At 70.5% G+C, this 21164-nt stretch carries 28 protein-coding genes; 9 read left to right on the forward strand and 19 right to left on the reverse strand.

Annotated elements, in window-relative coordinates:
• Positions 1 to 19 precede the first annotated feature (19 nt).
• Genes EXU48_RS10580 through EXU48_RS10590 form a run of 3 tightly spaced genes read right to left on the reverse strand, consistent with a single transcriptional unit; the run spans position 20 to position 1872 of the window.
• Positions 20 to 760: a nucleotidyltransferase domain-containing protein gene (locus tag EXU48_RS10580; protein WP_133107635.1), complete on the reverse strand. Its 741-nt coding sequence runs from the start codon at positions 758 to 760 to the stop codon at positions 20 to 22.
• A 21-nt stretch (positions 761 to 781) separates the two neighbouring features.
• Positions 782 to 1495, reverse strand: coding sequence for a SagB/ThcOx family dehydrogenase (locus EXU48_RS10585; RefSeq protein WP_235856964.1), 714 nt, complete (start codon positions 1493 to 1495; stop codon positions 782 to 784).
• On the reverse strand, positions 1471 to 1872 hold the full coding sequence (locus EXU48_RS10590) for an ASCH domain-containing protein (protein ID WP_235856965.1): 402 nt from the start codon (positions 1870 to 1872) through the stop codon (positions 1471 to 1473). The genes EXU48_RS10585 and EXU48_RS10590 overlap by 25 nt, the downstream gene beginning before the upstream one ends.
• Here EXU48_RS10590 and EXU48_RS24480 point away from each other — a divergent pair.
• On the forward strand, positions 1865 to 2029 hold the full coding sequence (locus EXU48_RS24480; protein WP_165962763.1) for a hypothetical protein: 165 nt from the start codon (positions 1865 to 1867) through the stop codon (positions 2027 to 2029). The genes EXU48_RS10590 and EXU48_RS24480 overlap by 8 nt on opposite strands.
• Positions 2030 to 2037: 8 nt before the next feature.
• Here EXU48_RS24480 and EXU48_RS10595 read toward each other — a convergent pair whose 3' ends face one another.
• The 5 genes from EXU48_RS10595 to EXU48_RS10615 form a co-directional block, all read right to left on the reverse strand.
• Entirely contained in the window at positions 2038 to 2469 is a 432-nt protein-coding gene (locus EXU48_RS10595) for an SRPBCC domain-containing protein (protein ID WP_133107636.1), read from the reverse strand.
• The gene (locus EXU48_RS10600) at positions 2466 to 2798 is read right to left on the reverse strand and encodes an ArsR/SmtB family transcription factor (RefSeq protein WP_133107637.1); all 333 of its coding nucleotides are present in this window, start codon (positions 2796 to 2798) and stop codon (positions 2466 to 2468) included. Before EXU48_RS10600 ends, EXU48_RS10595 begins: the two co-directional genes overlap by 4 nt.
• A gap of 77 nt (positions 2799 to 2875) precedes the next feature.
• Positions 2876 to 3283: a VOC family protein gene (locus EXU48_RS10605; RefSeq protein WP_133107638.1), complete on the reverse strand. Its 408-nt coding sequence runs from the start codon at positions 3281 to 3283 to the stop codon at positions 2876 to 2878.
• A gap of 14 nt (positions 3284 to 3297) precedes the next feature.
• On the reverse strand, positions 3298 to 3756 hold the full coding sequence (locus EXU48_RS10610) for a group II truncated hemoglobin (protein ID WP_133107639.1): 459 nt from the start codon (positions 3754 to 3756) through the stop codon (positions 3298 to 3300).
• 70 nt (positions 3757 to 3826) lie between these two features.
• Entirely contained in the window at positions 3827 to 4357 is a 531-nt protein-coding gene (locus EXU48_RS10615; protein ID WP_207947693.1) for a putative immunity protein, read from the reverse strand.
• A gap of 93 nt (positions 4358 to 4450) precedes the next feature.
• On the opposite strand from EXU48_RS10615, the gene EXU48_RS10620 reads away from it, so the two are divergent.
• A complete protein-coding gene (locus EXU48_RS10620) occupies positions 4451 to 5029 on the forward strand; it encodes a GNAT family N-acetyltransferase (protein ID WP_133107640.1) in 579 nt (192 codons plus the stop codon).
• A 32-nt stretch (positions 5030 to 5061) separates the two neighbouring features.
• Here the strand turns inward: EXU48_RS10620 and EXU48_RS10625 are convergent, their stop codons facing one another.
• Positions 5062 to 5430 (reverse strand): GNAT family N-acetyltransferase, encoded by a 369-nt coding sequence (locus tag EXU48_RS10625; protein ID WP_235856966.1) that lies wholly within the window; start codon positions 5428 to 5430, stop codon positions 5062 to 5064.
• Between the two features lie 16 nt (positions 5431 to 5446).
• Here EXU48_RS10625 and EXU48_RS25035 point away from each other — a divergent pair, with 16 nt between their 5' ends.
• Positions 5447 to 5638: a hypothetical protein gene (locus EXU48_RS25035; RefSeq protein ID WP_235856967.1), complete on the forward strand. Its 192-nt coding sequence runs from the start codon at positions 5447 to 5449 to the stop codon at positions 5636 to 5638.
• A gap of 169 nt (positions 5639 to 5807) precedes the next feature.
• Here the strand turns inward: EXU48_RS25035 and EXU48_RS10630 are convergent, their stop codons facing one another.
• Positions 5808 to 6275, reverse strand: coding sequence for a P-loop NTPase family protein (locus EXU48_RS10630; RefSeq protein WP_133107642.1), 468 nt, complete (start codon positions 6273 to 6275; stop codon positions 5808 to 5810).
• A gap of 311 nt (positions 6276 to 6586) precedes the next feature.
• Here EXU48_RS10630 and EXU48_RS10635 point away from each other — a divergent pair, with 311 nt between their 5' ends.
• A complete protein-coding gene (locus tag EXU48_RS10635) occupies positions 6587 to 7180 on the forward strand; it encodes a VOC family protein (RefSeq protein WP_133107643.1) in 594 nt (197 codons plus the stop codon).
• A 134-nt stretch (positions 7181 to 7314) separates the two neighbouring features.
• Here EXU48_RS10635 and EXU48_RS10640 read toward each other — a convergent pair whose 3' ends face one another.
• The 5 genes from EXU48_RS10640 to EXU48_RS10660 form a co-directional block, all read right to left on the reverse strand.
• The gene (locus EXU48_RS10640; protein ID WP_133107644.1) at positions 7315 to 7638 is read right to left on the reverse strand and encodes a hypothetical protein; all 324 of its coding nucleotides are present in this window, start codon (positions 7636 to 7638) and stop codon (positions 7315 to 7317) included.
• Positions 7639 to 7666: 28 nt separating this feature from the next.
• Positions 7667 to 7942: a HigA family addiction module antitoxin gene (locus EXU48_RS10645; RefSeq protein WP_268958162.1), complete on the reverse strand. Its 276-nt coding sequence runs from the start codon at positions 7940 to 7942 to the stop codon at positions 7667 to 7669.
• A 111-nt stretch (positions 7943 to 8053) separates the two neighbouring features.
• On the reverse strand, positions 8054 to 9139 hold the full coding sequence (gene ychF, locus EXU48_RS10650; RefSeq protein ID WP_133107646.1) for a redox-regulated ATPase YchF: 1086 nt from the start codon (positions 9137 to 9139) through the stop codon (positions 8054 to 8056).
• A gap of 46 nt (positions 9140 to 9185) precedes the next feature.
• Positions 9186 to 10778 carry a hypothetical protein gene (locus EXU48_RS10655; protein WP_133107647.1) on the reverse strand — a complete coding sequence of 531 codons (1593 nt, stop codon included), beginning with the start codon at positions 10776 to 10778 and terminating at the stop codon, positions 9186 to 9188.
• Entirely contained in the window at positions 10760 to 11662 is a 903-nt protein-coding gene (locus EXU48_RS10660) for an ABC transporter ATP-binding protein (RefSeq protein ID WP_133107648.1), read from the reverse strand. The genes EXU48_RS10655 and EXU48_RS10660 overlap by 19 nt, the downstream gene beginning before the upstream one ends.
• 102 nt (positions 11663 to 11764) lie before the next feature.
• On the opposite strand from EXU48_RS10660, the gene rmuC reads away from it, so the two are divergent.
• From rmuC to EXU48_RS10685, 5 genes are all read left to right on the forward strand, one after another.
• Entirely contained in the window at positions 11765 to 13462 is a 1698-nt protein-coding gene (rmuC, locus tag EXU48_RS10665; RefSeq protein ID WP_235856968.1) for a DNA recombination protein RmuC, read from the forward strand.
• Positions 13463 to 13562: 100 nt separating this feature from the next.
• Positions 13563 to 14843 (forward strand): exodeoxyribonuclease VII large subunit, encoded by a 1281-nt coding sequence (gene xseA / locus EXU48_RS10670; protein ID WP_165962759.1) that lies wholly within the window; start codon positions 13563 to 13565, stop codon positions 14841 to 14843.
• Complete coding sequence (locus EXU48_RS10675; protein WP_133107650.1) at positions 14840 to 15127, forward strand: exodeoxyribonuclease VII small subunit; 288 nt, start codon at positions 14840 to 14842, stop codon at positions 15125 to 15127. Before xseA ends, EXU48_RS10675 begins: the two co-directional genes overlap by 4 nt.
• On the forward strand, positions 15124 to 16047 hold the full coding sequence (locus EXU48_RS10680) for a carbohydrate kinase family protein (protein ID WP_133107651.1): 924 nt from the start codon (positions 15124 to 15126) through the stop codon (positions 16045 to 16047). The genes EXU48_RS10675 and EXU48_RS10680 overlap by 4 nt, the downstream gene beginning before the upstream one ends.
• A complete protein-coding gene (locus tag EXU48_RS10685; RefSeq protein WP_133107652.1) occupies positions 16044 to 16703 on the forward strand; it encodes a carbonic anhydrase in 660 nt (219 codons plus the stop codon). Before EXU48_RS10680 ends, EXU48_RS10685 begins: the two co-directional genes overlap by 4 nt.
• A 9-nt stretch (positions 16704 to 16712) precedes the next feature.
• Here EXU48_RS10685 and EXU48_RS10690 read toward each other — a convergent pair whose 3' ends face one another.
• From EXU48_RS10690 to EXU48_RS10705, 4 genes are read right to left on the reverse strand one after another with little or no spacing between them, the layout of a single operon-like run.
• Positions 16713 to 17981 carry an ABC transporter ATP-binding protein gene (locus tag EXU48_RS10690; protein WP_133107653.1) on the reverse strand — a complete coding sequence of 423 codons (1269 nt, stop codon included), beginning with the start codon at positions 17979 to 17981 and terminating at the stop codon, positions 16713 to 16715.
• 36 nt (positions 17982 to 18017) lie between these two features.
• A complete protein-coding gene (locus EXU48_RS10695; RefSeq protein ID WP_133107654.1) occupies positions 18018 to 18863 on the reverse strand; it encodes a carbohydrate ABC transporter permease in 846 nt (281 codons plus the stop codon).
• Positions 18863 to 19843 (reverse strand): carbohydrate ABC transporter permease, encoded by a 981-nt coding sequence (locus EXU48_RS10700; RefSeq protein ID WP_133107655.1) that lies wholly within the window; start codon positions 19841 to 19843, stop codon positions 18863 to 18865. The genes EXU48_RS10695 and EXU48_RS10700 overlap by 1 nt, the downstream gene beginning before the upstream one ends.
• Positions 19840 to 21111, reverse strand: a complete 1272-nt coding sequence (locus EXU48_RS10705) for an extracellular solute-binding protein (protein ID WP_133108022.1) — start codon at positions 21109 to 21111, stop codon at positions 19840 to 19842. Before EXU48_RS10705 ends, EXU48_RS10700 begins: the two co-directional genes overlap by 4 nt.
• Between the last annotated feature and the right edge of the window lie 53 nt (positions 21112 to 21164).

A 21164-nucleotide genomic window follows, 5' to 3' on the forward strand; every position in this document is an offset into this window, starting at 1 on the left:
CGCGCAGTTCCGGTCCGGCTCAGCCCGCGAGCGCCCGCAACGCCGGGGCGAGTCGCTCGGCATGCGCACGGTCGTGGCGGGTGGCCTCGGCGGCTAGGGCGGCGAGAGCGGCGTTGTGCGCGCGTCGCAGTTCCTGCTGTTCGACGGCGGACGGCCGGGTCGCGGTCAGGGCGTCCAGTTCGGCGGTGGGCAGCTGGTCGACGCCGCGGCCCTGGTGCGGGTTCAGTCCGTGCCGCAGGCAGGCGAGCGAGACCAGCCGCTCCCGGAGCCCGTCGAGCATGATCGTCGCCTGCCAGAGCCGGCCCCGGGCGACGGCGGAGCGGGAGTGGAGCGCATGCAGCCAGGCCATCGCGATCAGGCCGGCCGGGTCCGGCAGGTTCGGCTCCGTGGCCGGGTTGGGTGTGCCGAAGAGCACCCGGAACCCCGGCTCGGTGGCGCGGAAGTCATCGTGGCGCCAGAACGAGAGGTCCACCTGGAGCGAGTTGGCGAGCAGGAACACCCGGAACAGGGTGCCCGCCCCGCGGACGTCGAGGGTGTCCGCGACGTCCTGTTCGGCCCGCATCCAGGCGGTCCACTCCTCGGCGACGCCATCCGGGTCCACGCCGTCGGCGATCTGCAGGGCGAGGTCGATGTCGGACCAGCGGTCCTGGCGACCGGTTGCCGCGGAGCCGACCAGCGCGGCCCCGACCACCCGGGGGTCGGACCGGGCCCGCTCTCTCAGGAGCTCGGCCAGCCCGTCGCGGTACTCGGTGGTGAACATCCGCCGATCGTAGGCGTGCGGCTACCGGTCCGTCGCGGGGCCGACGGCGAACAGTGCCAGCGGGAGGTGCCCTTCGGGAAGCGCGTCGTGCGCCGCCTCCCGCAACCGCTCGTCGTCGACGCCGGCGACCAGGGCGGCCCCGAGTTCCTCCTCGGCCGCCTGGAGATACAGGTTCTGGCTGAGATGCCCGGCCTCCAGCCAGACGTACCGCTCGCCACGGTCCGGTGGCTGGTCGGCGAAGTCCCGCGCGGCGGCGCCGAGGTCGGCGCCGATCACCACCAGCGCCGCAGCCCCGGCCAGCCAGTCCTCGTCGACGAATGACCCGGCGGCGAAGTCCCGGCGACGGTCCCCGGCCGTGCGCCGGGACACGGCGTCGGCATCGGCGTCGTACCGGTACACCCCGGCCGGGAGACCGTCGACGCCGCCGACGACGACCGCCAGTGACAGTGGGTAACGGGCGTGCGCGGACGGCACGCTGCGACGACCGTCGCCGACCGGTCCGAGCGCCGCCCGGAGCAGCCGCGAGAGCTGTTCGGAACTCATCGGCCCGGCCGAGAACCGGCGGCTGGTCCGCCGTCGGCGCAGGAGATCCTGCAGCGGACTCGAGGCAACGGGTTCCGCCGACTGCGCCTGCATGGCCTCGATCGCCTCAATGGCCCCCGTGGCCCCCGTGGCCTCGGTGGCCTCGGCCGCGTCAGGATCGCGACCGGTCACCCGGAAGAACTCCTGAACCACCAAGGCCTCGTCGTCGATGACGAATCCGGCCGGCAGTTCGGCCCGTGTTTCGGGGTGTCCCAGAACGCCTGGTGCGCCCGGCGCCAGTCGGTCCTCGACGTGAACCCCTCCCCCTCGGCAGGCGCGACGTCGTCGTCCACGTCGCTCAGGCGGACCACCCGGACCTCGGTGTTCTCCAGGATCGCGACGCGCTCCCCGGCGGAGTCGACCAGCGCGAACCTGGCACCGACCTGCGGCACCGGCTCGCCGGCGGTCTCGTAGGCGACCAGCAGGGAACTGGTGGCCGTCTTCGTCCCGGCCAGGGCCGCGGCGACCAGCGCGTCCCGCAACGTCCCGGGAGTCGCGAGTTCCGCCGTCGGGAGGTCGTCGATGTCCATCGACCCACTCTCGCACGCGACCGGCCGCAGGTCGGCCGCCCGTGGGCTAACGGCCGACGGGCGCCTCCGCGGAAGCGGCGACCTGCTCGGCCGACAGCAGCCGTACCTGTTGCGCGCCGATCGGGCCGAGGGCGCGCTGAGCGCCGCGGCCAGGTAGGCCATCACCTACTGGGCCGATGCCGCCTCCGCGTAGCGGTCGAGCACCGTGACCCAACCGCCGCCGTACTGGGCACGCGCCGCGGCCGGTTCGGCGAAGCTCTCCCACCCGTCATGCTCGAGGGTGACGAGCGTCCCGTCGCCCGCGGCAGCGAAGGAGACCACGACACGGCTCGCGGCGTCCGGTTCCCTACCCGGGTGCCACGTGAACGACACCATGGTCGGCGGGTCGGCCTCGATGATGGTCCCCCAGACCGCGGTCTGCCCGGCGGGGCCGGTCTCGACGAACCGTGACCCGTCGAGGGTGACCGAGGAGCCCTCGCCGAAACAGCCGAAGGAGGCCACGGGCCACCAGGACCCGATGTCGCTGACGAACAGGGCGTAGGCGGTCTGGAGTTCGCAGGCGGCGAACACCTGACGGCGGATCGGGGGCAGGGTCATGTCGGACTCTCCTGTGGATCGGACGGTGCGCTGGAGCGCTCGACGTGGGTGACGAAGGAGCTGAGCGCCGTGTCCCACTGCTGGGTGAGCCAGACCTGGACGGCGGCGAGTCCGGCCGGCGCCAGCGCGTAGAGGTTTCGAGTGCCGACCGATCGGTGCTCGATCAGACCGGCGCCCTCGAGCACCTTGAGATGCTTGCTCACGGCGGGTCGACCCACGGGCAACCGGTCGGCGATGCCGCCGACCGGGCACGCCCCGTCGCGCAGGACCTCGATGATCCGCCGCCGCGTCGGGTCACCGAGGGCGTCCAGCGCCGCTTCCGCTTCCACATCGCCTCCGTTGCCCGTCGGTAACCGTTACCATACGGCAACCGAGCCGTCGGCGCCACCCCCCGCAAGCAGTCCGGCTACGCACGCTGGGCGTCGAGCGGCGCCTTGAGGCCGATCCGGTGCCCGTCCGGGTCACGCAGGATGGCCAGGCGCTGGCCCCAGGGCATGTCGGTCGGCGCCTTCACGATCGGCGTCCCGGCGGACTCGAACTCGGCGACCAGTGCATCGAGTCGCTCCGCCGAGTCGAGCACAAGGTCCACCTGCGGCCCGCCGGGGGCAGGCTGTGGCGCGGTCGCGTCCCACCACGAGGCGAAGCCGGTCGAGTGCAGGACGACGGGGATGCCCGTATTGGTCGAGACCCAGGCCTCGGCGGGGCCGTCGCCGCGCCGATTGCGGGTCACGAACGCGATCCCGAGCCGTTCGTAGAACGATCGGCTCCTCTCGAGGTCCGCGACGACGAGGTTCACTTGACCGACGGCGACCATCGACGCAGTCCTCCCTACGAAGCCGGGTCTCGGAGACCGTCCCAGGACCAGGACGGCAGGTCGAGCCGCGCCGGGACGTCGTCGGCGCTCTCCTGGTACCGATTCATCACGCTGGTGGTCGCCCACGACCAGTAGTCGTGGAGCACCTGCCACAACCGGTCCTCGGCGTCGAGGCCGACGTCCGCCAGGGCTTGATCGAAACAGGAGATCGCGCGACGATCCATCTCCTCGTGCGGGCCGTTGCCACTGTGCATCCGCACGACGGCGGTCTGGTCGCCGTAGCGCTCCGAGTACATCGCCGGCCCACCCAGCGCCTCCGCCCAGTAGGCGGCGAGCCGCTCGCTGTGGTCGGCGCGGAAGCCGTGGCTGAACGCGTGGCTCACGACCTGGTCGGCCATCACGCGCTCATGCCAGGCGAGGGCGAGTTGCCTCAGTCCGTCGTAGCCGCCCGCCGCCTCGTACACGGTCGTCATGCGGCCACGGTACGCCGCGACGTCCCGGGATGGACGCATTCGCCCAGTCCGTACGGGCACCGGTGGGCGCTCAGCTGATCCGTGACTGGATCTCGCGGATCGTCGTGCCCAGGATGCCGCGTGAGAGAAGCCCGCCCCCGAGCGGACCGGCGGAGTCGCTGCCCACGGCTGGTAGTTGTCGCAGCGCTGCTCGCTCCCGCTCACTCAGGTGCGCCACCTGCCACCGGATCTCGTCCTCGACCGCTTCCGGTCGATCCGGGTGCGCCAGCGATACCGCCTTCGCCGCGTATGCGGCCGCACCCAGGGCATGAGCACCCATGTGCGCGACCGCCGCGGCCTGGGCGAGCGCCCTGGCCGCCGCCGCGCCGGCCGGCGTGGTCGCGGCACCTGCCGCCCGCACCGCCACGAATCGTCTGGTGATCTCCTCGGCGGCGGTGCTCTGCCCCGAACTGTAGGCACGCGTGCGGGTCACCACGTCCCGGACCTCGGCGGCAACCGCGTCATCGGCGTCGAACAGGACAAGCGCACGCTCGGCGCAGGCCAGCGCCCACCGTGCCAAGGCCCGCCGGTCCGAATCGCTGAGGGTCTGCGCCGATGCCACGACCAGATCGTGTCACACCGGAACCGGCCCATCGGCCCGCTGTGCGGCCTGGCGGCACCGGCACGCAGCAGCCTCCTGCCTAGAATCGGCGGCATGGTCACGGACGACTACTCGATCCAGCCACTCACGGCGCAGACGTGGGGCGCGTTCGCTGCTCTGGTGGAGCGGCACAACGGAATCTTCGGCGGGTGCTGGTGCACCTACTTCCACGACTGCGCCGACCGAGGGCCGGGTTACGAGGGCAGCCGCGCGTTCAAGGAGCAGCTGGTCACGGAAGGACAGGCTCACGCGGCGCTGGTGATCATGGACGACGAAGCGATCGCGTGGGCCGAGTACGGCACCCCGGATGAACTGCCGAACATCCATCACCGCAAGCAGTACGTCGCCGAGGCCGACGTCACGCCCGACTATCGAATCACCTGCATCTTCGTCGACAAGCGTTACCGGAGGCAGGGCTACGCCCGGGCGGCGCTGGCTGGTGCACTCGACCAGATTGCCGCGCGGGGCGGCGGTGTGGTCGAGGGCTACCCGCACGAAGTCGGTGAGAAGCGGATGAACAACTCATTCGTCTACAACGGGACTCGCACGATGTATGAGCAGGCCGGCTTCGAATTCATCCGCACCAAGGGGCTGAAGAACACGGTGATGCGCCGGACGATCCAACCGGCCTGATCCACCCAAGATGCTGCCCGCGCGCTGGCGGGTCAGGCCCAGTCGCGCCTCAGCAAGCCGTACACCCAGGAATCGGACACGGCACCGTTGACGATGCAGTCCGCGCGTAGTGTCCCCTCACGCACGAAGCCAAGTTTCTCCAGCACGCGCGCCGATGCCCCGTTGCGGGTATCGGTCTCGGACTGGACCCGGTTGAGGTCGAGCGTGTCGAAAGCCCACTGGAGCAGGACGCGCGCCGCTTCCGTCGCATAGCCGTGGCCCCACGCAGCCTCCTTGAGGCAGTAGCCAAGGGAGGCGCTTCGGAAGTCAGCATCCCAACTGTTGAAGGTGCACCAGCCGACGAACGTGCCGTCGGACCTGCGCTCGATGGCCAGCCGTGCGCCGCTGCCATCCTCCGCCATCCGTCGGCACCCGGCCATGAAGCGCGCGACCGAGGTCGGGTCGGTCGATCCGCAGTCGTTCGGCATCCCGGTCGGGCTGGACCACGGGTACCTCGATGGCGGCGAGGTAGACGTCGTCGAGAGTGAACGCGGTCCCGCTGACGAACCGCATGCCGCGGCGACGGCACGCGGGACGCAGGGCATCCAGCCACGCCTGGGCTGCCGGTGATCGCCTCGCCACGTCTCACTGTCCCACGGCCGCGTCGCCCGGTTCCGCCATGAATGAGCCGGGCCCAACCCCTGTGCCGACCGGATCTGGACCACACGCTGCACCGGAGCACCAACGAGTATCAGCGGGTGGAACCATCACCACGTAGCCTCACGAGGCTGCGCGGGCCTCACGGGACCCGTCGGCCGGGAGCACTCCATCCGACATCGGCAAGGACCTTCCTGAGGGCCGCGTGCTCGCTGTGGCCCGCATCGAAGATCACTTCCCCAAGGTCGTCGATGCGGTCACCGGCGACGTACCAGGATGTGACCTGCTCCTCGGTGACCTCGACAGCGAGCGGTTTGGTGCGGTGCCGCCTCAGGGTCTCCCCCAGTTCCAGTTCGTAGTAGTACGCGCGTGTGAGGCCCAGATGGTCCGCACGCAGTTGGGTGAGCATCTCGCCGTATATCTCGGCGTGCAGGATGCCTTCGATGACGACGTCGAGCCCGTGATCGAGCGCAAAGCGCGCCGACATGTCGATGTACGGAACACTCAGCGCACCCGGGCGATCACGGACGTGGAGGATCTCCCGCCGAAGCACGTCGTGCCCGATGATCGCGACACCACGCGGACGCGCCTGCCGAATGGAGCGCGCCAAGTGCGACTTCCCGCTTCCGGAGTTCCCACGGATGATGATCAGTCTCGAGGAGTCGGAACCAACCCGGGCCCCTTCGCTCACGGGACATCGAGCGGCGTGACCGCGGCGACCCGTTCAGGCAGAGTCCGACGTGCGAGGCGCGGCCCGTGGTTCGACTGCACGTTCATCCAGAGCTCCTCTGCGGTCCCGACGTAGCGCCGGCGGATAGCGGTCTTCGAGTCGGACGATGTCACGTTGGGGCGGAGCTCGGCCACCGTCCGGCACAGCGCAACGTCCGGATGGCTGGCCGGCCGCGAGCATAGGGTGCTCTCATGCCTCCTCCCCGCACCATCCCCCTGTTGCCGTGCGCCGACATCGGCGAGATCGAGACGTTCTTCGCCGCCCTGGGATTCCGCACCACCTACCGTCAGGACCGACCCTATGCGTGCCTCGGGGTCAACGGTCACGGGTTCGACCTGCAGTACTACGGCCTGGACGGTCACACACCAGAGTCCTCGCACAGCTCCTGCCTCGTCATCGTCACGGACACAGGCCCGATCTGGGAGGAGTTCGCGTCGGGACTGCGCGAGGCCTATGGCCGCCTCCCGGTGAAGGGATTCCCGCGCATCACGAGGCCGCGCCCCCGAAAGAACGCCGGCGGGCTGAGCGGCTTCAGTCTCGTCGACCCGGCCGGCAACTGGATTCGATTCTTCCGCGACGGCGATTCGGAGGCCGCGCTCTCCGAAGTCAGTCGGCTGGGTGAGGCCGTTCGGAACGCCGTCGTGCTCGCGGACAGCAAAGGGGACGTAGCCCAGGCCGCCAAGATCCTCCAGGGTGCGATCAATCGCGCAACCGCTGACGATCCAGCGCACGACGAAGCCAGAAGTCTCCTCTCCGAACTGACCGAGCGCCTACCGGAGGCCTGAGTCAGGCACTCGCTCATACGTTGAAACCGAGCTCGCCACCGCATCAGCGAGCACATGATGCGGCACAGAGTCGAGATGTGCGCCGGTCGCGGCCGCACAAACGGCCTGACGCCGCGTTGCGCCGGACGTCGTCGTCATGCTCGTGGCATCCCATTCGCTCCGAACTCGATGCCCTCGGCCTCCAGCCGTTTCCGTGCCGCGTGATGAACCACACCGCGTTGGCGCGGTTCCTCCTCCAACAGCCTGAGCAGCGTGCCGCGCTCGGTATTCTCGTGTTCGACAACTGCGATCCGCACGCTCCAGAACGGATCCGCCGCGAATCGGTCGAGCACTCGCGCCGTCGCCGACGAGTTCATCGAGAACGCGGACGCGCCGTCGAACAACGGCTTGCGCACTGTCCCACCGACCCGAACGACGAGAGCCGCTGCGTTACCACCCGACAGCAACTCTTCCGTCACCCGTCCACTCGATCGGAGTGCTCGCCGTTCACGCCACCTGCAGCGGCGTGATTGCCGCTACCTGCTCAGCTACTCGATCCTCAGCAACCTCCACGTCGTAACGGGACTGCAGATTGAGCCAGAACTGCGGCTCGATCCCGAAGTAGCGACCCAGCCGCAGCGCGGTGTCGGCCGTGACGGCACGCTTGCCATGCACGATCTCGTTGGTACGCCGCGGCGGCACGCCGATCGACACAGCGAGCTTGTTCTGGGTGATGCCGAACCCCTCGATGAAGTCCTCCATCAAGACCTCACCGGGATGCACCGGCGGGTAGAGCTTCTCAGCCGTCTCTCCTCCTAGTGATGGTCCACGATCTGCACGTCCTCGGCACCAGCATCGGTCCAGACCGGTATATAACGTCTTGCGTCAATAACGCTAGACGTTAAACCGGAACTCCACCACGTCGCCGTCGGCCATCACGTAGTCCTTGCCCTCGATCCGCACCCGGCCGCGGGCCTTCGCCTCGGCCATCGACCCCGCGCCGACGAGGTCGTCGAACGAGACCACCTCGGCCTTGATGAAGCCGCGCTGGAAGTCTGTGTGGATCACCCCGGCCGCCTGCGGTGCGGTCCAGCCCTTGTGGATCGTCCAGGCCCGGGACTCCTTGGGACCTGCGGTCAGGTAGGTCTGCAGCCCGAGGGTGTCGAACCCGACCCGGGCCAGCTGGTCCAGGCCGGCCTCCTCCTGGCCGGTCTCGGCGAGCATCTCGGCGGCCTCCTCCGGTTCCAGCTCGACCAGTTCCGCCTCGAACTTGGCGTCCAGGAAGATCGCCTCGGCCGGGGCGACCAGCTCGCGCAGCTCGGCCTGCATGGACGCATCGGCGAGGCCCTCGTCGTCGGTGTTGAACACGTAGATGAACGGTTTCGCGGTCATCAGCCCGAGTTCGGCGACGATCTCCGGGTCGAGACCGGCCGCGTCGCCACCGGCGGAGATCGTGGTGCCCGCCTCGAGCAGGGCGAGCGCGCCCCGGGCGGTCTCGAGCACCTTGGCGTCGGTCTTCTTGCCCTTGACCTCCTTCTCGAGCCGCGGGATCGCCTTCTCGAGGGTCTGCAGGTCGGCCAGGATCAGCTCGGTGTTGATGGTCTCGATGTCGTCCTTCGGGGACACCTTGCCGTCCACGTGGACCACGTCCGGGTCCGCGAACGCCCGGGTGACCTGGCAGATCGCGTCCGCCTCCCGGATGTTCGCGAGGAACTTGTTCCCCAGGCCCTCGCCCTCGCTGGCGCCCTTGACGATGCCCGCGATGTCCACGAACGAGACCGTGGCCGGCAGGATCCGCTCGCTGCCGAAGATCCCCGCCAGGACGTTCAGCCGCTCGTCCGGGAGCGGGACCACCCCGATGTTCGGCTCGATCGTCGCGAACGGGTAGTTCGCCGCGAGCACGGTCGCGCGGGTCAGCGCGTTGAACAGGGTGGACTTGCCGACGTTGGGCAGGCCGGCGATGCCAATAGTGAGAGCCACGGAATAGCAGTGTACGGGCCCGCGACGGGGCGCCCGGGCAGCCGCCTCACGCGTAGGACATGACCTGCTGGAGCAGCTCGGGACCACGGCGGTCGAAGATCCGCGCACCCCACCGGATGCCGAGCAGCATCACCGCGACCCCCTCGACCACACCGACTCCCAGCGTCAGCCAGCCGAGCAGCGCGCTGGAGGTGAGCAGGGCCGCGATCGCGAGCGCGAGATACGGCAGCGACACCACCATGCTCGCGAGGGATCCGAGGCCCTGCGAGATCATGGTGGCCATGGCTGCCCCCTGGGGTTGCTTGAACGGGCTGTCGCCGGGTTTGGGCGTCGGGTACAGCAGCCGGGCCGATGTCACGCTGGACACCCCGAGCGAGACCCCGAGCGCCCCGAGGGACGCGCCGAGTACGACCGGGGCGAGGTCCCACCGTCCGGTCACCCCGAGGGAGATCGCCGCGAAGGCGGCCACCACGACCAGCCCGGGGATCCCGACGGCGAGTACCCGGCCCGTCCGGTCGTCGCGCCCCGAGACGCCGGTCGCCACGTGCAGCGCGAACGCGCTGCTGTCGTAGGAGATGTCCGCGGAGATCGCGTAGCCCAGGATCCACGCGGTCAGCGGCGCGAGGATCAACAGGATCTCGTTCGCGGACCCGCCGCCGACCGCGAGCAGCACCACCGGCAGCAGCGGGATCACGGCGACCGACCCGGAGTAGCGCGGGTCGCGGAACCAATAGGTCAGCGCCCGGGCCGCCACGGCCCCGGCGGGGGTGGCCGGCGTCCGGTCGAACCAGCCCAGCCCCTTCGACCGGCCCTTGCCCGCCCCCGCCGTGGGCGGGGACACCAACGACCGAGCGAGCGAGACGTCCCACAGCCACCACAGCAGACCCAGGGCGAAGCCGGCGATCAGCAACCGGGCGAGCGCGAGGAGCCATTCGCCGTCGTGCACCGATCCGGCGAGCCCCCACGGGGCACCCAACGGCGTCCACCCGGCCATCCGGGCGACCTGTTCGAGCAGCGCCGGGATCTGCTCGGCCAGGCCCGATCCGCCCTCCTCCAGGCGGGCGGCACCCCAGGCGAACGCGGGCCCGACCAGCATGATCGGCACGAACGCCGCGATCGTGAGCACCTCGCGGTAACGGCGCGACTCCAGCAACGGGGCCAACGCCGTCGTGATCGCCCGGGACCCGACCACGCAGAGCGCGACGGCGAGCGCGCCGCCGACCAGGGCGGCCAGCAGCGTCGCTGGCTCGCGGACCCAGGCCAGCGCCATGCCGAGGGCGAGCGCGACCATGGCGAAGCCCGGCACCGAGGTCAGGCCGGCCGCGGTCAGGCCGGCGAGCAGGCTGCGCCTGGGCACCCCGTAGGTGACGAGCCGCTGTGGGTCCAGCGTGGCGTCCACGCCGAAGGCGAACAGCGGGACCACCCACCAGGCGAGCACGGTCACGGCCCCGACGATCGTGACCACGTCCGTGGTGATGTGCGGGTCCGCGCGGACCCCGACGACGGTGCCGAAGACGGCCATGACGACCAGGCCGGCCGCGTACAGGGCCGCGAGGATGAAGCCGATCAACTGCCAGACGCTGCGCTTGAAGCTGTTCGCCATCAGCGTCAGGCGCAGCCTCACGAAGAGCGCAACCATGCCAACCCCTCCGCGCTCTGCCGCCCGCCGACCAGGTCGACGAACCGGTCCTCCAGACTGGCCCCGGCCCGGACCTCGTCGACCGTGCCCGCCGCGAGGATCCGCCCGGAGGCGATGATCGCGACGTGGTCGCACATGCGCTGCACCAGGTCCATCACGTGCGAGGAGACCACCACGGTGCCGCCGCTGCGCACGTAGGACGCGAGGATGTCGCGGATGTTCGCCGCGGAGACCGGGTCGACGGCCTCGAACGGCTCGTCGAGCACGAGGATCGCCGGCGCGTGGATCAGCGCGGACGCCAGGGCGACCTTCTTGGTCATGCCGGCGGAGTAGTCGACCACGAGCGTCTTCGCGTCCGCGGCCAGGTCGAGCGCGCGCAGCAGGTCCGCGGTGCGCTCGGCGACGACGTCCCGGTCCATGCCGCGCAGGAGCCCGGCGTAGGTGATCAGCTGTTCGCCGGTGAGCCGGTCGAACAGACGCACGCCGTCGGGCAGGACCCCGAGCCGGCGCTTGCCCGCGACCGGGTCGGACCAGAAGTCGGCGCCGTGGATGCTCACGGTGCCGAAGTCGGGGCGGAGCAGGCCGGTGGCCATCGACAGCATGGTGGTCTTCCCGGCGCCGTTCGGCCCGACGATCCCGTAGAAGGAGCCGCTCGGGACGTCGAGGTCGACGCCGGCGACGGCGGTCTTGTCACCGAACCGCTTCCACAGGCCGCGGATCGAGAACGCGGCGTTCGGGTCCGGAGGCGGCGGCGGTGCGGTGGGCTGCGGAGCGCCCTGGGGCTGGCCGGCGACCGGCCGCGGTGGCCGGAGCGCATCGGGCGCGGGTGGGGCGAAGGGGTCCAGGCGGGGCGGACCCGAGGGCGGCGGTTGCTGGGCGGACATGGCACCACCGTAGGCGGTGTCCGGGCCCGACGGCGGAGCGTGGGTTCGCCGTCAGCGCGTCAGTTCCGCGCATTGTCGGTGACCGATGCGAGAGTGGAGGACATGGACGTCATCGGGGTTCTTCTGGCCGTCGCGGCGCTGTTCGCGGGCGTCGCCGCAGGGTGGTTCGCCGGCCGCGCGGGCGGTGCCGGACTGCGCGAGCAGCTCGCCTCCGAACGCAGGTCCGCCGAGCAGCAGGTGACCACCCTGGAGCGCGCCCACACCGAGCGGGTCGGGGCCCTCGAGCGCAACGGGGCCGAGCAGGTCGCCGCGCTCGAGCGTGCCCAGGCGGCCCGGCTGGAGGACGAGCGGGCCGGCTTCGCCGAACGCCTCGCGGCCCAGCAGGAGCACTTCACGCAGCGGCTCGAGCAGCAGGCCGAGGCCGCGCGCGAGCGGTTGGGCGCGGAACGCGCCGACGCCCAGGGCCGCCTCGAGACGGAGCGGGCGGCCGCCCGAGAACGGCTCGAGGCCGAGCAGGCCGCCACGAAGGAGCGTCTGGACGAGATGCGCGCGGATCAGAAGCGACTCTCGGACGACTTCGAGGCCCTGTCCCGCAAGGCCCTGGCCGCCAACACCCAGGCGTTCCTGGAGCAGGCCGAGGAACGGTTCAAGCGCGCCCAGCAGGCCGGGGACGCCGAACTGGCCAAGCGGGAGCAGGCGGTCAAGGCCCTCGTCGAACCGCTGAGCCGGACCCTCGGTGAGGTCAGGGCGGAGATGACCAGCGCGGAGAAGGCCCGCCTGGCCGCCCATTCCACACTGGCCGAGCAGGTCAACCAGATGCGCACCTCCTCGGAGTCGCTGCGCACCGAGACCAGCCAGCTCGTCACGGCGCTGCGGGCACCGCAGGTGCGCGGCCGCTGGGGCGAGCTCCAGTTGCGCCGGGTCGTCGAGGCGGCCGGCATGGTCGAGCACGTGGACTTCGAGGAGCAGGAGACGGTCGCGACCGACGACGGCAACCTCCGCCCCGACCTCGTGGTGAAGCTGCCGGGCGGCAAGCAGGTGATCGTGGACGCGAAGGTGGCCTTCAGCGGCTACCTCGAGGCGATGGAGGCCAAGGACGACGCCGTCCGGACCAAGCGTCTGCAGGCGCACGCCCGGCACGTGCGCACCCACGTCGAGAGCCTCGGCGCGAAGGCGTACTGGGACCACTTCGAGAACACACCGGAGTTCGTGGTGATGTTCCTGCCGGCGGAGACGTTCCTCAATGCCGCCCTGGAGCAGGACCCCACGATCCTGGAGCACGCGTTCGAGCGGAACGTGGTGCTGGCCACCCCGGCCACGCTGGTCGCGCTACTGCGCACGGTCGCCTACACGTGGCGCCAGGAGATGCTTGCCGCCGAGGCGCAGCAGGTGTTCACCGTCGGCCGGGAACTGCACAAGCGGCTGGGAACCATGGGGCGGCACCTGGAGACGCTGTCCAAGCGGCTGAACTCGACCGTGGACGCGTTCAACAAGCTCAACTCCTCCCTGGACTCCCAGGTCATCACGCAGGCGCGCCGGTTCAGCGCCCTGCAGGGCCTCGAACCGGCCATGGATGTGCCGCCGCCGCTGGAGATCCTGGCCGTGCCCGCGCAGAAGTCCGACGTCCACGGCCCGGAGATCACGAGCGGGCCGCGGCGCCGGCGCGGTTCGGCGGATGCGCGGGCCCGCGCCGAACGCGACCTCGTCCTGGGCTCCGGCTCGGACGATCTGCTCGACCTGTTCGAGTCCGACGGCGGTGACGAGTCCGACCGCGACACCAAGCGGGCCACGGGCACGTGACGCGAGTGGTCCCGGCCGCACGCGCGGACGTGGCGCGGGTGGTCCGCGGGCGCCCACCGGCGATGACGACGATGTCCCCACGGTAGGGCACCCTAGGGGGATGAGCGGTCCGACGAACGGCCCGGGCGACCTGCCCGCCAAGGCCCTGGAGACCACGGCCGAGCGGCCCTGGCCGGTGCGGCTCCTCGCTGCGAAGATCGCCGACTACGTGGACCGGATGGCGCCCGTCTGGGTCGAGGGTCAACTGGTCCAGGTGAACGCCCACAACGCCTCGGCCTCGGCCTACCTGACCCTGCGGGACACGGACGTGGACATGTCCTTGTCCGTGACCATGCTCAAGCGGCTCCTCGCCGCCCGCGGGGAGTCCATCACCGAGGGCGCCCACGTGGTGGTGCACGCCAAGCCGAGCTTCTGGACCAAGCGCGGCACGCTCAGCCTGCGTGCGAACGATATCCGGGCTCTCGGGCTCGGGGAGCTCCTGGCCCGGATCGAGCACCTCAAGCGGGTGCTCGCCGCCGAGGGGCTCTTCGACGCCGAGCGCAAGCGGCCCCTGCCGTTCCTGCCGGGGCGGGTCGGGTTGATCTGCGGCGCGAACGCCAAGGCCAAGCACGACGTCCTCGTGAACGCCCGGGCCAGGTGGCCCCAGGTCCATTTCGAGATCCGGGAGGTCGCCGTGCAGGGCCCGCACTGCGTGCCCGAGGTCAGCCGCGCGATCGCGGACCTGGACGCCGATCCCGACGTCGAGGTGATCGTGATCGCCCGGGGTGGCGGCTCGGTCGAGGACCTCCTGCCGTTCTCCAACGAGGCGATGGTGCGCGCCGCCGCGAAGTGCGCGACGCCGCTGGTGTCCGCGATCGGCCACGAGACGGACGCCCCGCTGCTGGACCTGGTCGCCGATTACCGCGCCTCGACCCCCACCGATGCCGCGAAGCGGATCGTGCCCGACGTCACCCAGGAGCTGGCCCGGATCGCCCAGGCCCGGGAGCGGATGACGAGCGCCCTGACCCGGCGGCTACGCACCGAGAGCGAGCGGCTGGCCGCGCTCCGGGACCGCCCGGTGCTCGCGGACCCGACGTCGATCGTCGGCCCGCGGCTGCACGCCCTGGAGCGGGCCCGTGCGGCCGGACGTGCCGCCGTCGGGCATCGACTCGACCGCGCCGACGCGGACCTGACGAACCTGCGGACGGCGCTGCGCACCCTGTCCCCGCAGGCGACGCTGGAACGGGGCTACGCCGTGCTGCGCACCGACGACGGCGCCGTGGTGCGCTCGCCTGCACAGGTCACGGTCGGTGAGGGCCTCTCCGCGCTGGTCGCCGGCGGCCGCCTGGGGGTCACGGTTCGGGACGTCGGTACGCGCACCGACGACGAGGTGGTTGGATGAACGCCGTGAACACTCCGGATGTTGCGGAACTCAGCTACGAGCAGGCTCGGGACGAACTCGTCGAGGTGGTCGGTCGCCTCGAGTCCGGCGCCGCCAACCTCGAGGACTCCCTCGCGCTCTGGGAGCGTGGCGAGGCCCTCGCCGACCGCTGCCAACGGTGGCTCGACGCCGCCAGGGACCGGCTCGCGGCCGCGAAGGGGGACGTCACGGTCTCACTCGTGGAGCCCGACGCCGACGTCGTCGCGGACAGCCCGGCCGAGGCCGACGAGGACGCCGGCTCATGACGCACGCGCTGGTCATCGGGGAGGCCCTCGTCGACGTGGTCCACGCAGCCGACGGGACCGTGACCGAGCACCCGGGCGGCTCCCCGGCGAACGTCGCGCTCGGCCTGGCCCGACTCGGACGGGACGCCGAGCTGGCCACCTGGTTCTCCGACGACGCCCACGGCGCCCTGGTCCGCGACCACCTGACCGGCAACGGGGTACGCCTGGTGCCGCTGTCCGATCGCGCCGACCGCACGTCGACCGCCGTCGCGACCCTCGACGCCGACGGCGCCGCGACCTACACGTTCGATCTCGACTGGCGGGTGCCCGAGGTGACGCTGGACGGCGACCTGGTCGTGGTGCACGTCGGCTCGATCGGCGCCACCCTGCAGCCCGGCGGTGCCGCGGTCGCCGAACTCGTGGTGGCGGCCCGGGAGTTCGCCACGATCTCCTACGACCCGAACGCGCGGCCCTCGATCATGGGCACGGCAGCTCAGACGCTGCCCACGGTCACCGGGCTGGTCGCCGGTGCGGATCTGGTCAAGGTCTCCGACGAGGACGTCGCCTGGCTGCAGCCGGGCCGCGATCCGCAGGACGTGGTCCGGGCCTGGGCGGCCTCCGGTCCCGCCGTGGTCGTGCTGACCCGAGGCGGCGCCGGATCCTTCGCCGTCACCAGCACCGGCGTCGAGGTCACCCTCGATTCTCCCCGGGTGCAGGTGGTCGACACCGTCGGGGCCGGCGACTCCTACATGGGCGGGCTCATCGACGGGCTCTGGAGCGCCGACCTGCTCGGCGCCGACCGGCGCGAAGCCCTGCACGCCGTCGACGCCGACGCCCTCCGCGCCGTGATGGGGCACGCGGCGGCGATCGCCGCGATCACCGTCTCCCGGGCCGGCGCCAGCCCTCCCACCCGCAGCGAACTCGAAAGTGGTGACCGATGAACCGACGCCCCACCCCGGCCCAGGCCTGGGCCGAACTCATGGCCGGGAACACCCGCTTCGTCGACGGGCGGATGGAGCACCCGAGCCAGGGTGTGGACCGGCGCGCCGAGGTCTCCACGGAACAGCACCCGTTCGCGGTCCTGTTCGGGTGCTCGGACTCGCGGGTGGCGGCCGAGATCATCTTCGACCGCGGCCTCGGTGACATGTTCGTGGTCCGCACCGCCGGGCATGTGGTGGACACCACCGTGCTGGGGTCCATCGAGTACGGGGTGGACATCCTCGGCGCCCCGCTCGTGGTGGTGCTCGGCCACGACCACTGCGGCGCCGTCGGGGCGGCGAGCCACGCCCTCGCCACCGGGGAACTGCCGTCCGGCTTCGTGCGCGCGATCGTGGACCGGGTGATCCCGAGCCTGGTCACCCGCAGCGACCCGTCCTGGTCGCTCTCGGACTTCTTCCACGACGACAGTCGGACCATGCGGATCCCGGACGCGGACGAACTGCGCCGCGAGCACGTGCGAGCCACGGTCCGGATGCTGCAGAGCTACTCCGCGAGCCTGGCCGAGGCCGTGCGACAGGGCCGGTGCGCGATCGTCGGGGTCGAGTACACGCTCGCCGACGGCCGGGCCTCCGTGGTGGAGACCATCGGCAAGATCTGAGCGTCCGGCTCAGGATGCGGCGGCGTCCTCGCGGGCCGCACGCTCCTTCGCCCGAGCGGTGGCACGCTGCCGGGCCTTGGCCGCGTCGGCGTCGATCGACGCGGCCTTGTCGTCGTCCCGGGTGAGGCTGTCCTGGCTCTCCGGGTCGAACACGTGCACCGACGCTGGATCGAACCAGAGCGTGGCGGCGTCACCGTCCCGGATGCTGCTCAGGGAGTCCAGGGCCACCACCAGCTGGGTCCGCATGCCCTCCCCGTCGAGCTCCCGGTCGAGCTCCTCGAGCTGCTTCTGGACTGCCGGGTCGGTCTCGAACGGCACGTAGGCATACAGTTCGGACCCGAGCCACTCGGTGACGTCCACGTCGGCGTCGAACGTGACGCCGTCGCCGCGTTTGTCCGAGCTGACCACGTCGGCGTCCTCGAAGGCGTCCGGGCGGATCCCGACGATAACCAGGTCACGGCTGCCGATCGCGGTCCGCAGGCGTTCGTCCATCGGGATCCGCGCGAACGGCACCACCAGGTGGTCGCCGTCCACGCGGCCGGGCAGGAAGTTCATCGGTGGCGAGCCGATGAACCCGGCCACGAACAGATTGACCGGCTGGTCGTAGAGTGCCCGCGGGCTGGCCACCTGCTGCAGGACTCCGCGGCGGAGCACGGCCACCCGGTCGCCGAGCGTCATCGCCTCGGTCTGGTCGTGCGTGACGTACACCGTGGTGGTCGCGAGCCGGCGCTGTAGCCGGGCGATCTCGGTGCGCATCTGACCGCGGAGCTTGGCGTCCAGGTTGGACAGCGGCTCGTCGAACAGGAACGCCTGGGCCTGGCGCACGATCGCGCGGCCCATCGCGACCCGCTGGCGCTGTCCACCGGAGAGGTTGGCGGGCTTGCGGTCCAGGTGCTCGTCGAGCTCGAGCAGCGACGAGGCGTTGCGGACCCGGGAGTCGATCTCGGAGTCCGAGTACTGACCCTTCGTCAGCCGCAGCGGGAACGCGATGTTCTCGTACACGGTCAGGTGCGGGTAGAGCGCGTAGTTCTGGAACACCATCGCGAGGTCCCGGTTCCGCGGGGCGAGGTCGTTGACCCGCTTCCCGTCGATCTCGAGGTCACCGGACGTGATGTCCTCGAGGCCCACGATCATCCGCAACAGCGTCGACTTCCCGCAGCCGGAGGGACCGACCAGGATCACGAACTCGCCGTCGGCGATGTCCAGGCTCACGTCGTTCACGGCCGGGAACCCGTCGCCGTACTGCTTCACGATGTGGTTCAAGGTGATCGACGCCATCTCCGATGTCTCCTTCTAGTCGTTCGCGTCAGGGCCTCAGCCCTTGACGGCTCCCTGGGTCAGTCCGGCCACGATCTGTCGTTGGAAGAGCAGCACCAGCACGATCACCGGGACGGTCACCACCACGGCTGCCGCCGAGATGGCGCCGGTCGGATCCTCGAAGTAGGACTCGCCGGTGAAGAACGCGAGCGCCGCGGGTACCGGCCGCGCGGCACTGGTGGAGGTCAGCGAGATCCCGTACACGAAGTCGTTCCAGGCGATGAAGAACGCGATCAGCGCGGTCGTGAACACACCGGGCGCGGCCAGCGGGACGATCGCCTTGCGGAAGGCCTGCATCGGCGTGGCCCCGTCCACCTGGGCGGCCTGCTCCAGCTCCCACGGGATCTGCCGGAAGAACGCCGCGAGGGTCCACATCGAGATCGGCAGGGTCAGCGACAGGTACGGGATGATCAGCCCGGCCCAGGTGTCGTAGAGCCCGATCGAGCGCCAGATGTTGAACAGCGGCGTCACGATCGAGATCACCGGGAAGATCGAGACCCCCAGCGCCGTGGTCAGCACCAGCCGCTTGCCGGGGAAGTCCAGCCGGGCGATCGCGTACGCCGCCACGGTGGCCAGCACCACGGCGATGAGGGTCGCGATCAGCGAGATGCCGATGGAGTTGCGCAGCGCGGGCAGGAACAGGTCCCGGGCCGAACCGTCCGGGGCGAGGATCTGCGCGTAGTTCTCCCACGTCCACGTGGTCGGCAGGAACCTGCCGGAACTGAGGTCGCCCGGGAGCTTGAAGGAGGTGGCCAGGATGGACAGGACCGGGAACAGCGCGTAGACGAGCACGAGCACCGTGATGAGCACCCACCACAGTTTCTGGCGTCCGGTGAGAGCCATCAGTTGCCTCCTCGCGCGCTGGAGAGGTCGACCTTGAAGAGTTTGATCGCCACGAAGCAGATCAGCACCACGGACAGGAACAGCAGCACCGAGACGGCGGACCCGAGCCCGATCTCCAGGCGCCCGATCGAGGTCCGGTAGGCGAGCAGCGAGAGCACCGTGGTGCCGTTCGCACCGTTCGTCATCACGAAGACGTTGTCGAAGATGCGGAACGCGTCGAGCGCCCGGAACAGCACGGCCACCATGATCGCGGCCTTCATGTTCGGCACGATCACGCGCTTGAACACCTGCCAGGAGGTCGCGCCGTCGACCTTGGCGGCCTCCTCGAGCTCGCCCGGGACCTGGGCGAGGCCGGCCAGCAACAGCAGCGAGATGAAGGGCGTCGTCTTCCAGATCTCGGAGGCCATGATCACGAACAGGCTGGTGCCCTGGCTCGCGAACCAGTTCAGGTCCTCGCTGACCCCCGGGACCCAGTCGAACCAGGAGTTCACGTACCCGGAACTGATGTCGAACGCGTAGAACCAGGCGAACGCGGAGACCACCGTGATGATCCCGTAGGGCACCAGGATCGCGGTCCGCAGGATCCCGCGCAGGCTCTTGATGGCCCGGTGCATGACCAGGGCGAGGGCGAACCCGATCACGAGTTCGACCGCCACGGTCACCACCATGATGAACAACGTCACCCACATCGCGGACCAGAACACCGGGTCGCTGAGCACCACCGCGTAGTTGCCGAACCCGACGAACTCGTTGGCGTCCGGCGCGGTCAGCCGGATCCGGGAGAGGGAGTCGATGAACGCCTGCACGATGGGGTAGAGCGTGACGGCGAGCATGACGATGAAGGCCGGCGCGGCGAGCAGGATTCCGAGCCGGGCCTCGGATCGGGCCCGGTCGCTCGCGCGTGGCCTTGCGCTCCTGCCGCGCCGGTCGGGCTTGTTGACGTCGGTCGCGGGCGCGGGCCCGCTCGCACTGTGACTCACAGCAGACGCTCCCCTCTCAGGACGGCGGTGATGAGTTCGGTGGCCGCCTCCGGAGTCGTGTCCGGGTCGACGCTGGAGACCGGGTGCCAGGTCTCCTGCAGACCGGTGCTGATCTCGTTGTAGAGGGGGGTCTGCGGCCGGGGCACCGCCTGTTCGAGCGAGTCCCGGATGAGTTCGTACATCGGGAAGGTCGCCTGGACCTCGGGGTCCTCGTAGGCCTCGGTGTTCGAGGCGGGGTTCCCGTCGTTGACCATGTAGAACGCCTGGTGCTCGGGGGTGACGATGCACTGGGCGGCCTCGAACGCCAGGTCGGTGTGGTCGCTGAACGCACCGATGCCGAGGTTGATCCCGCCGACCGGCGGCGCGGAGTCCGTGCCCTCGGTGACCGCCGGGTAGAGCGCCCAGCCGAAGTCGTCGAGCACCGACTGGTCGATGAGGCCGTCCTCGACCGCCTGTTGCGTGGACGTCCACACGAACGGCCAGTTCACCATGAACGAGGCGTCGTCACCCTGGAACAGTTGCAGCGATGCGGACTCGTCGGCGGTGGGCAGGCCGGGACCGCCGAGACCCTCGCGACCGATCTGCCCCATGATCCGGGCCGCCTCACGTCCGGCGTCGGTCTCCAGGCCCAGCTCGGTGTCCTCCGCGCTCGCGCCCGGGTTCTCGATGATCTGCCCGCCGGCCGAGGTGATCAGGGCGTTGATCCAGACCGTGAGGGACTCCCCCTTGATCCCCTGCACCGCGAGATAGCGGTCCTGATCGGTAGCCACCTCGATCAACTGGTCCCAGGTGACCGGCTGCGACATGTCCAGCCCGGCCTCCTCGACCACCGACTCGCGGTACCAGAGCAGCTGGGTGTTGGCCCAGAACGGGATCGCGACGAGTTCGTCGTTCCAGGTCGCCGAGTCCAGCGAGCCCTGCACCACGTTCTGCGAGACGTCCTCGGCCACGTCCTCGGGGACCGGCGCGAGGAAGCCTGGCTCGGACAGCTCCGGGATGAACGGCGGATCCAGGCTCATCAGGTCGATCGACCTGTCCTCCGCGGCGAGGCGGCGCGCGAGCTGTTCCCGCTGGGCCGCGGCGTCACGCGGCAGCAGCACCGTCTCGATGGTGTAGGCGCCGTCCGCGGCCTCCGTGCATTCCGCCGCGATCTGCGCCTGGCCGCCGTTGTCGGAGTTGATGTACCAGTTCAGGGTGGGCGGCCCTTCGTCGGGCGCACACCCGGCGACCGTCACCGCGAGCGCGGCTCCGAGGGTCGCCGCGACCATTCGGTTTCGACGCACCGGTCCTCCCAGAATCGCGTCTTCGCTGGATCTTGGCG

This window comes from Occultella glacieicola, assembly GCF_004353825.1.
In the GTDB taxonomy this organism is placed as follows: Bacteria; Actinomycetota; Actinomycetes; order Actinomycetales; family Beutenbergiaceae; genus Occultella; species Occultella glacieicola.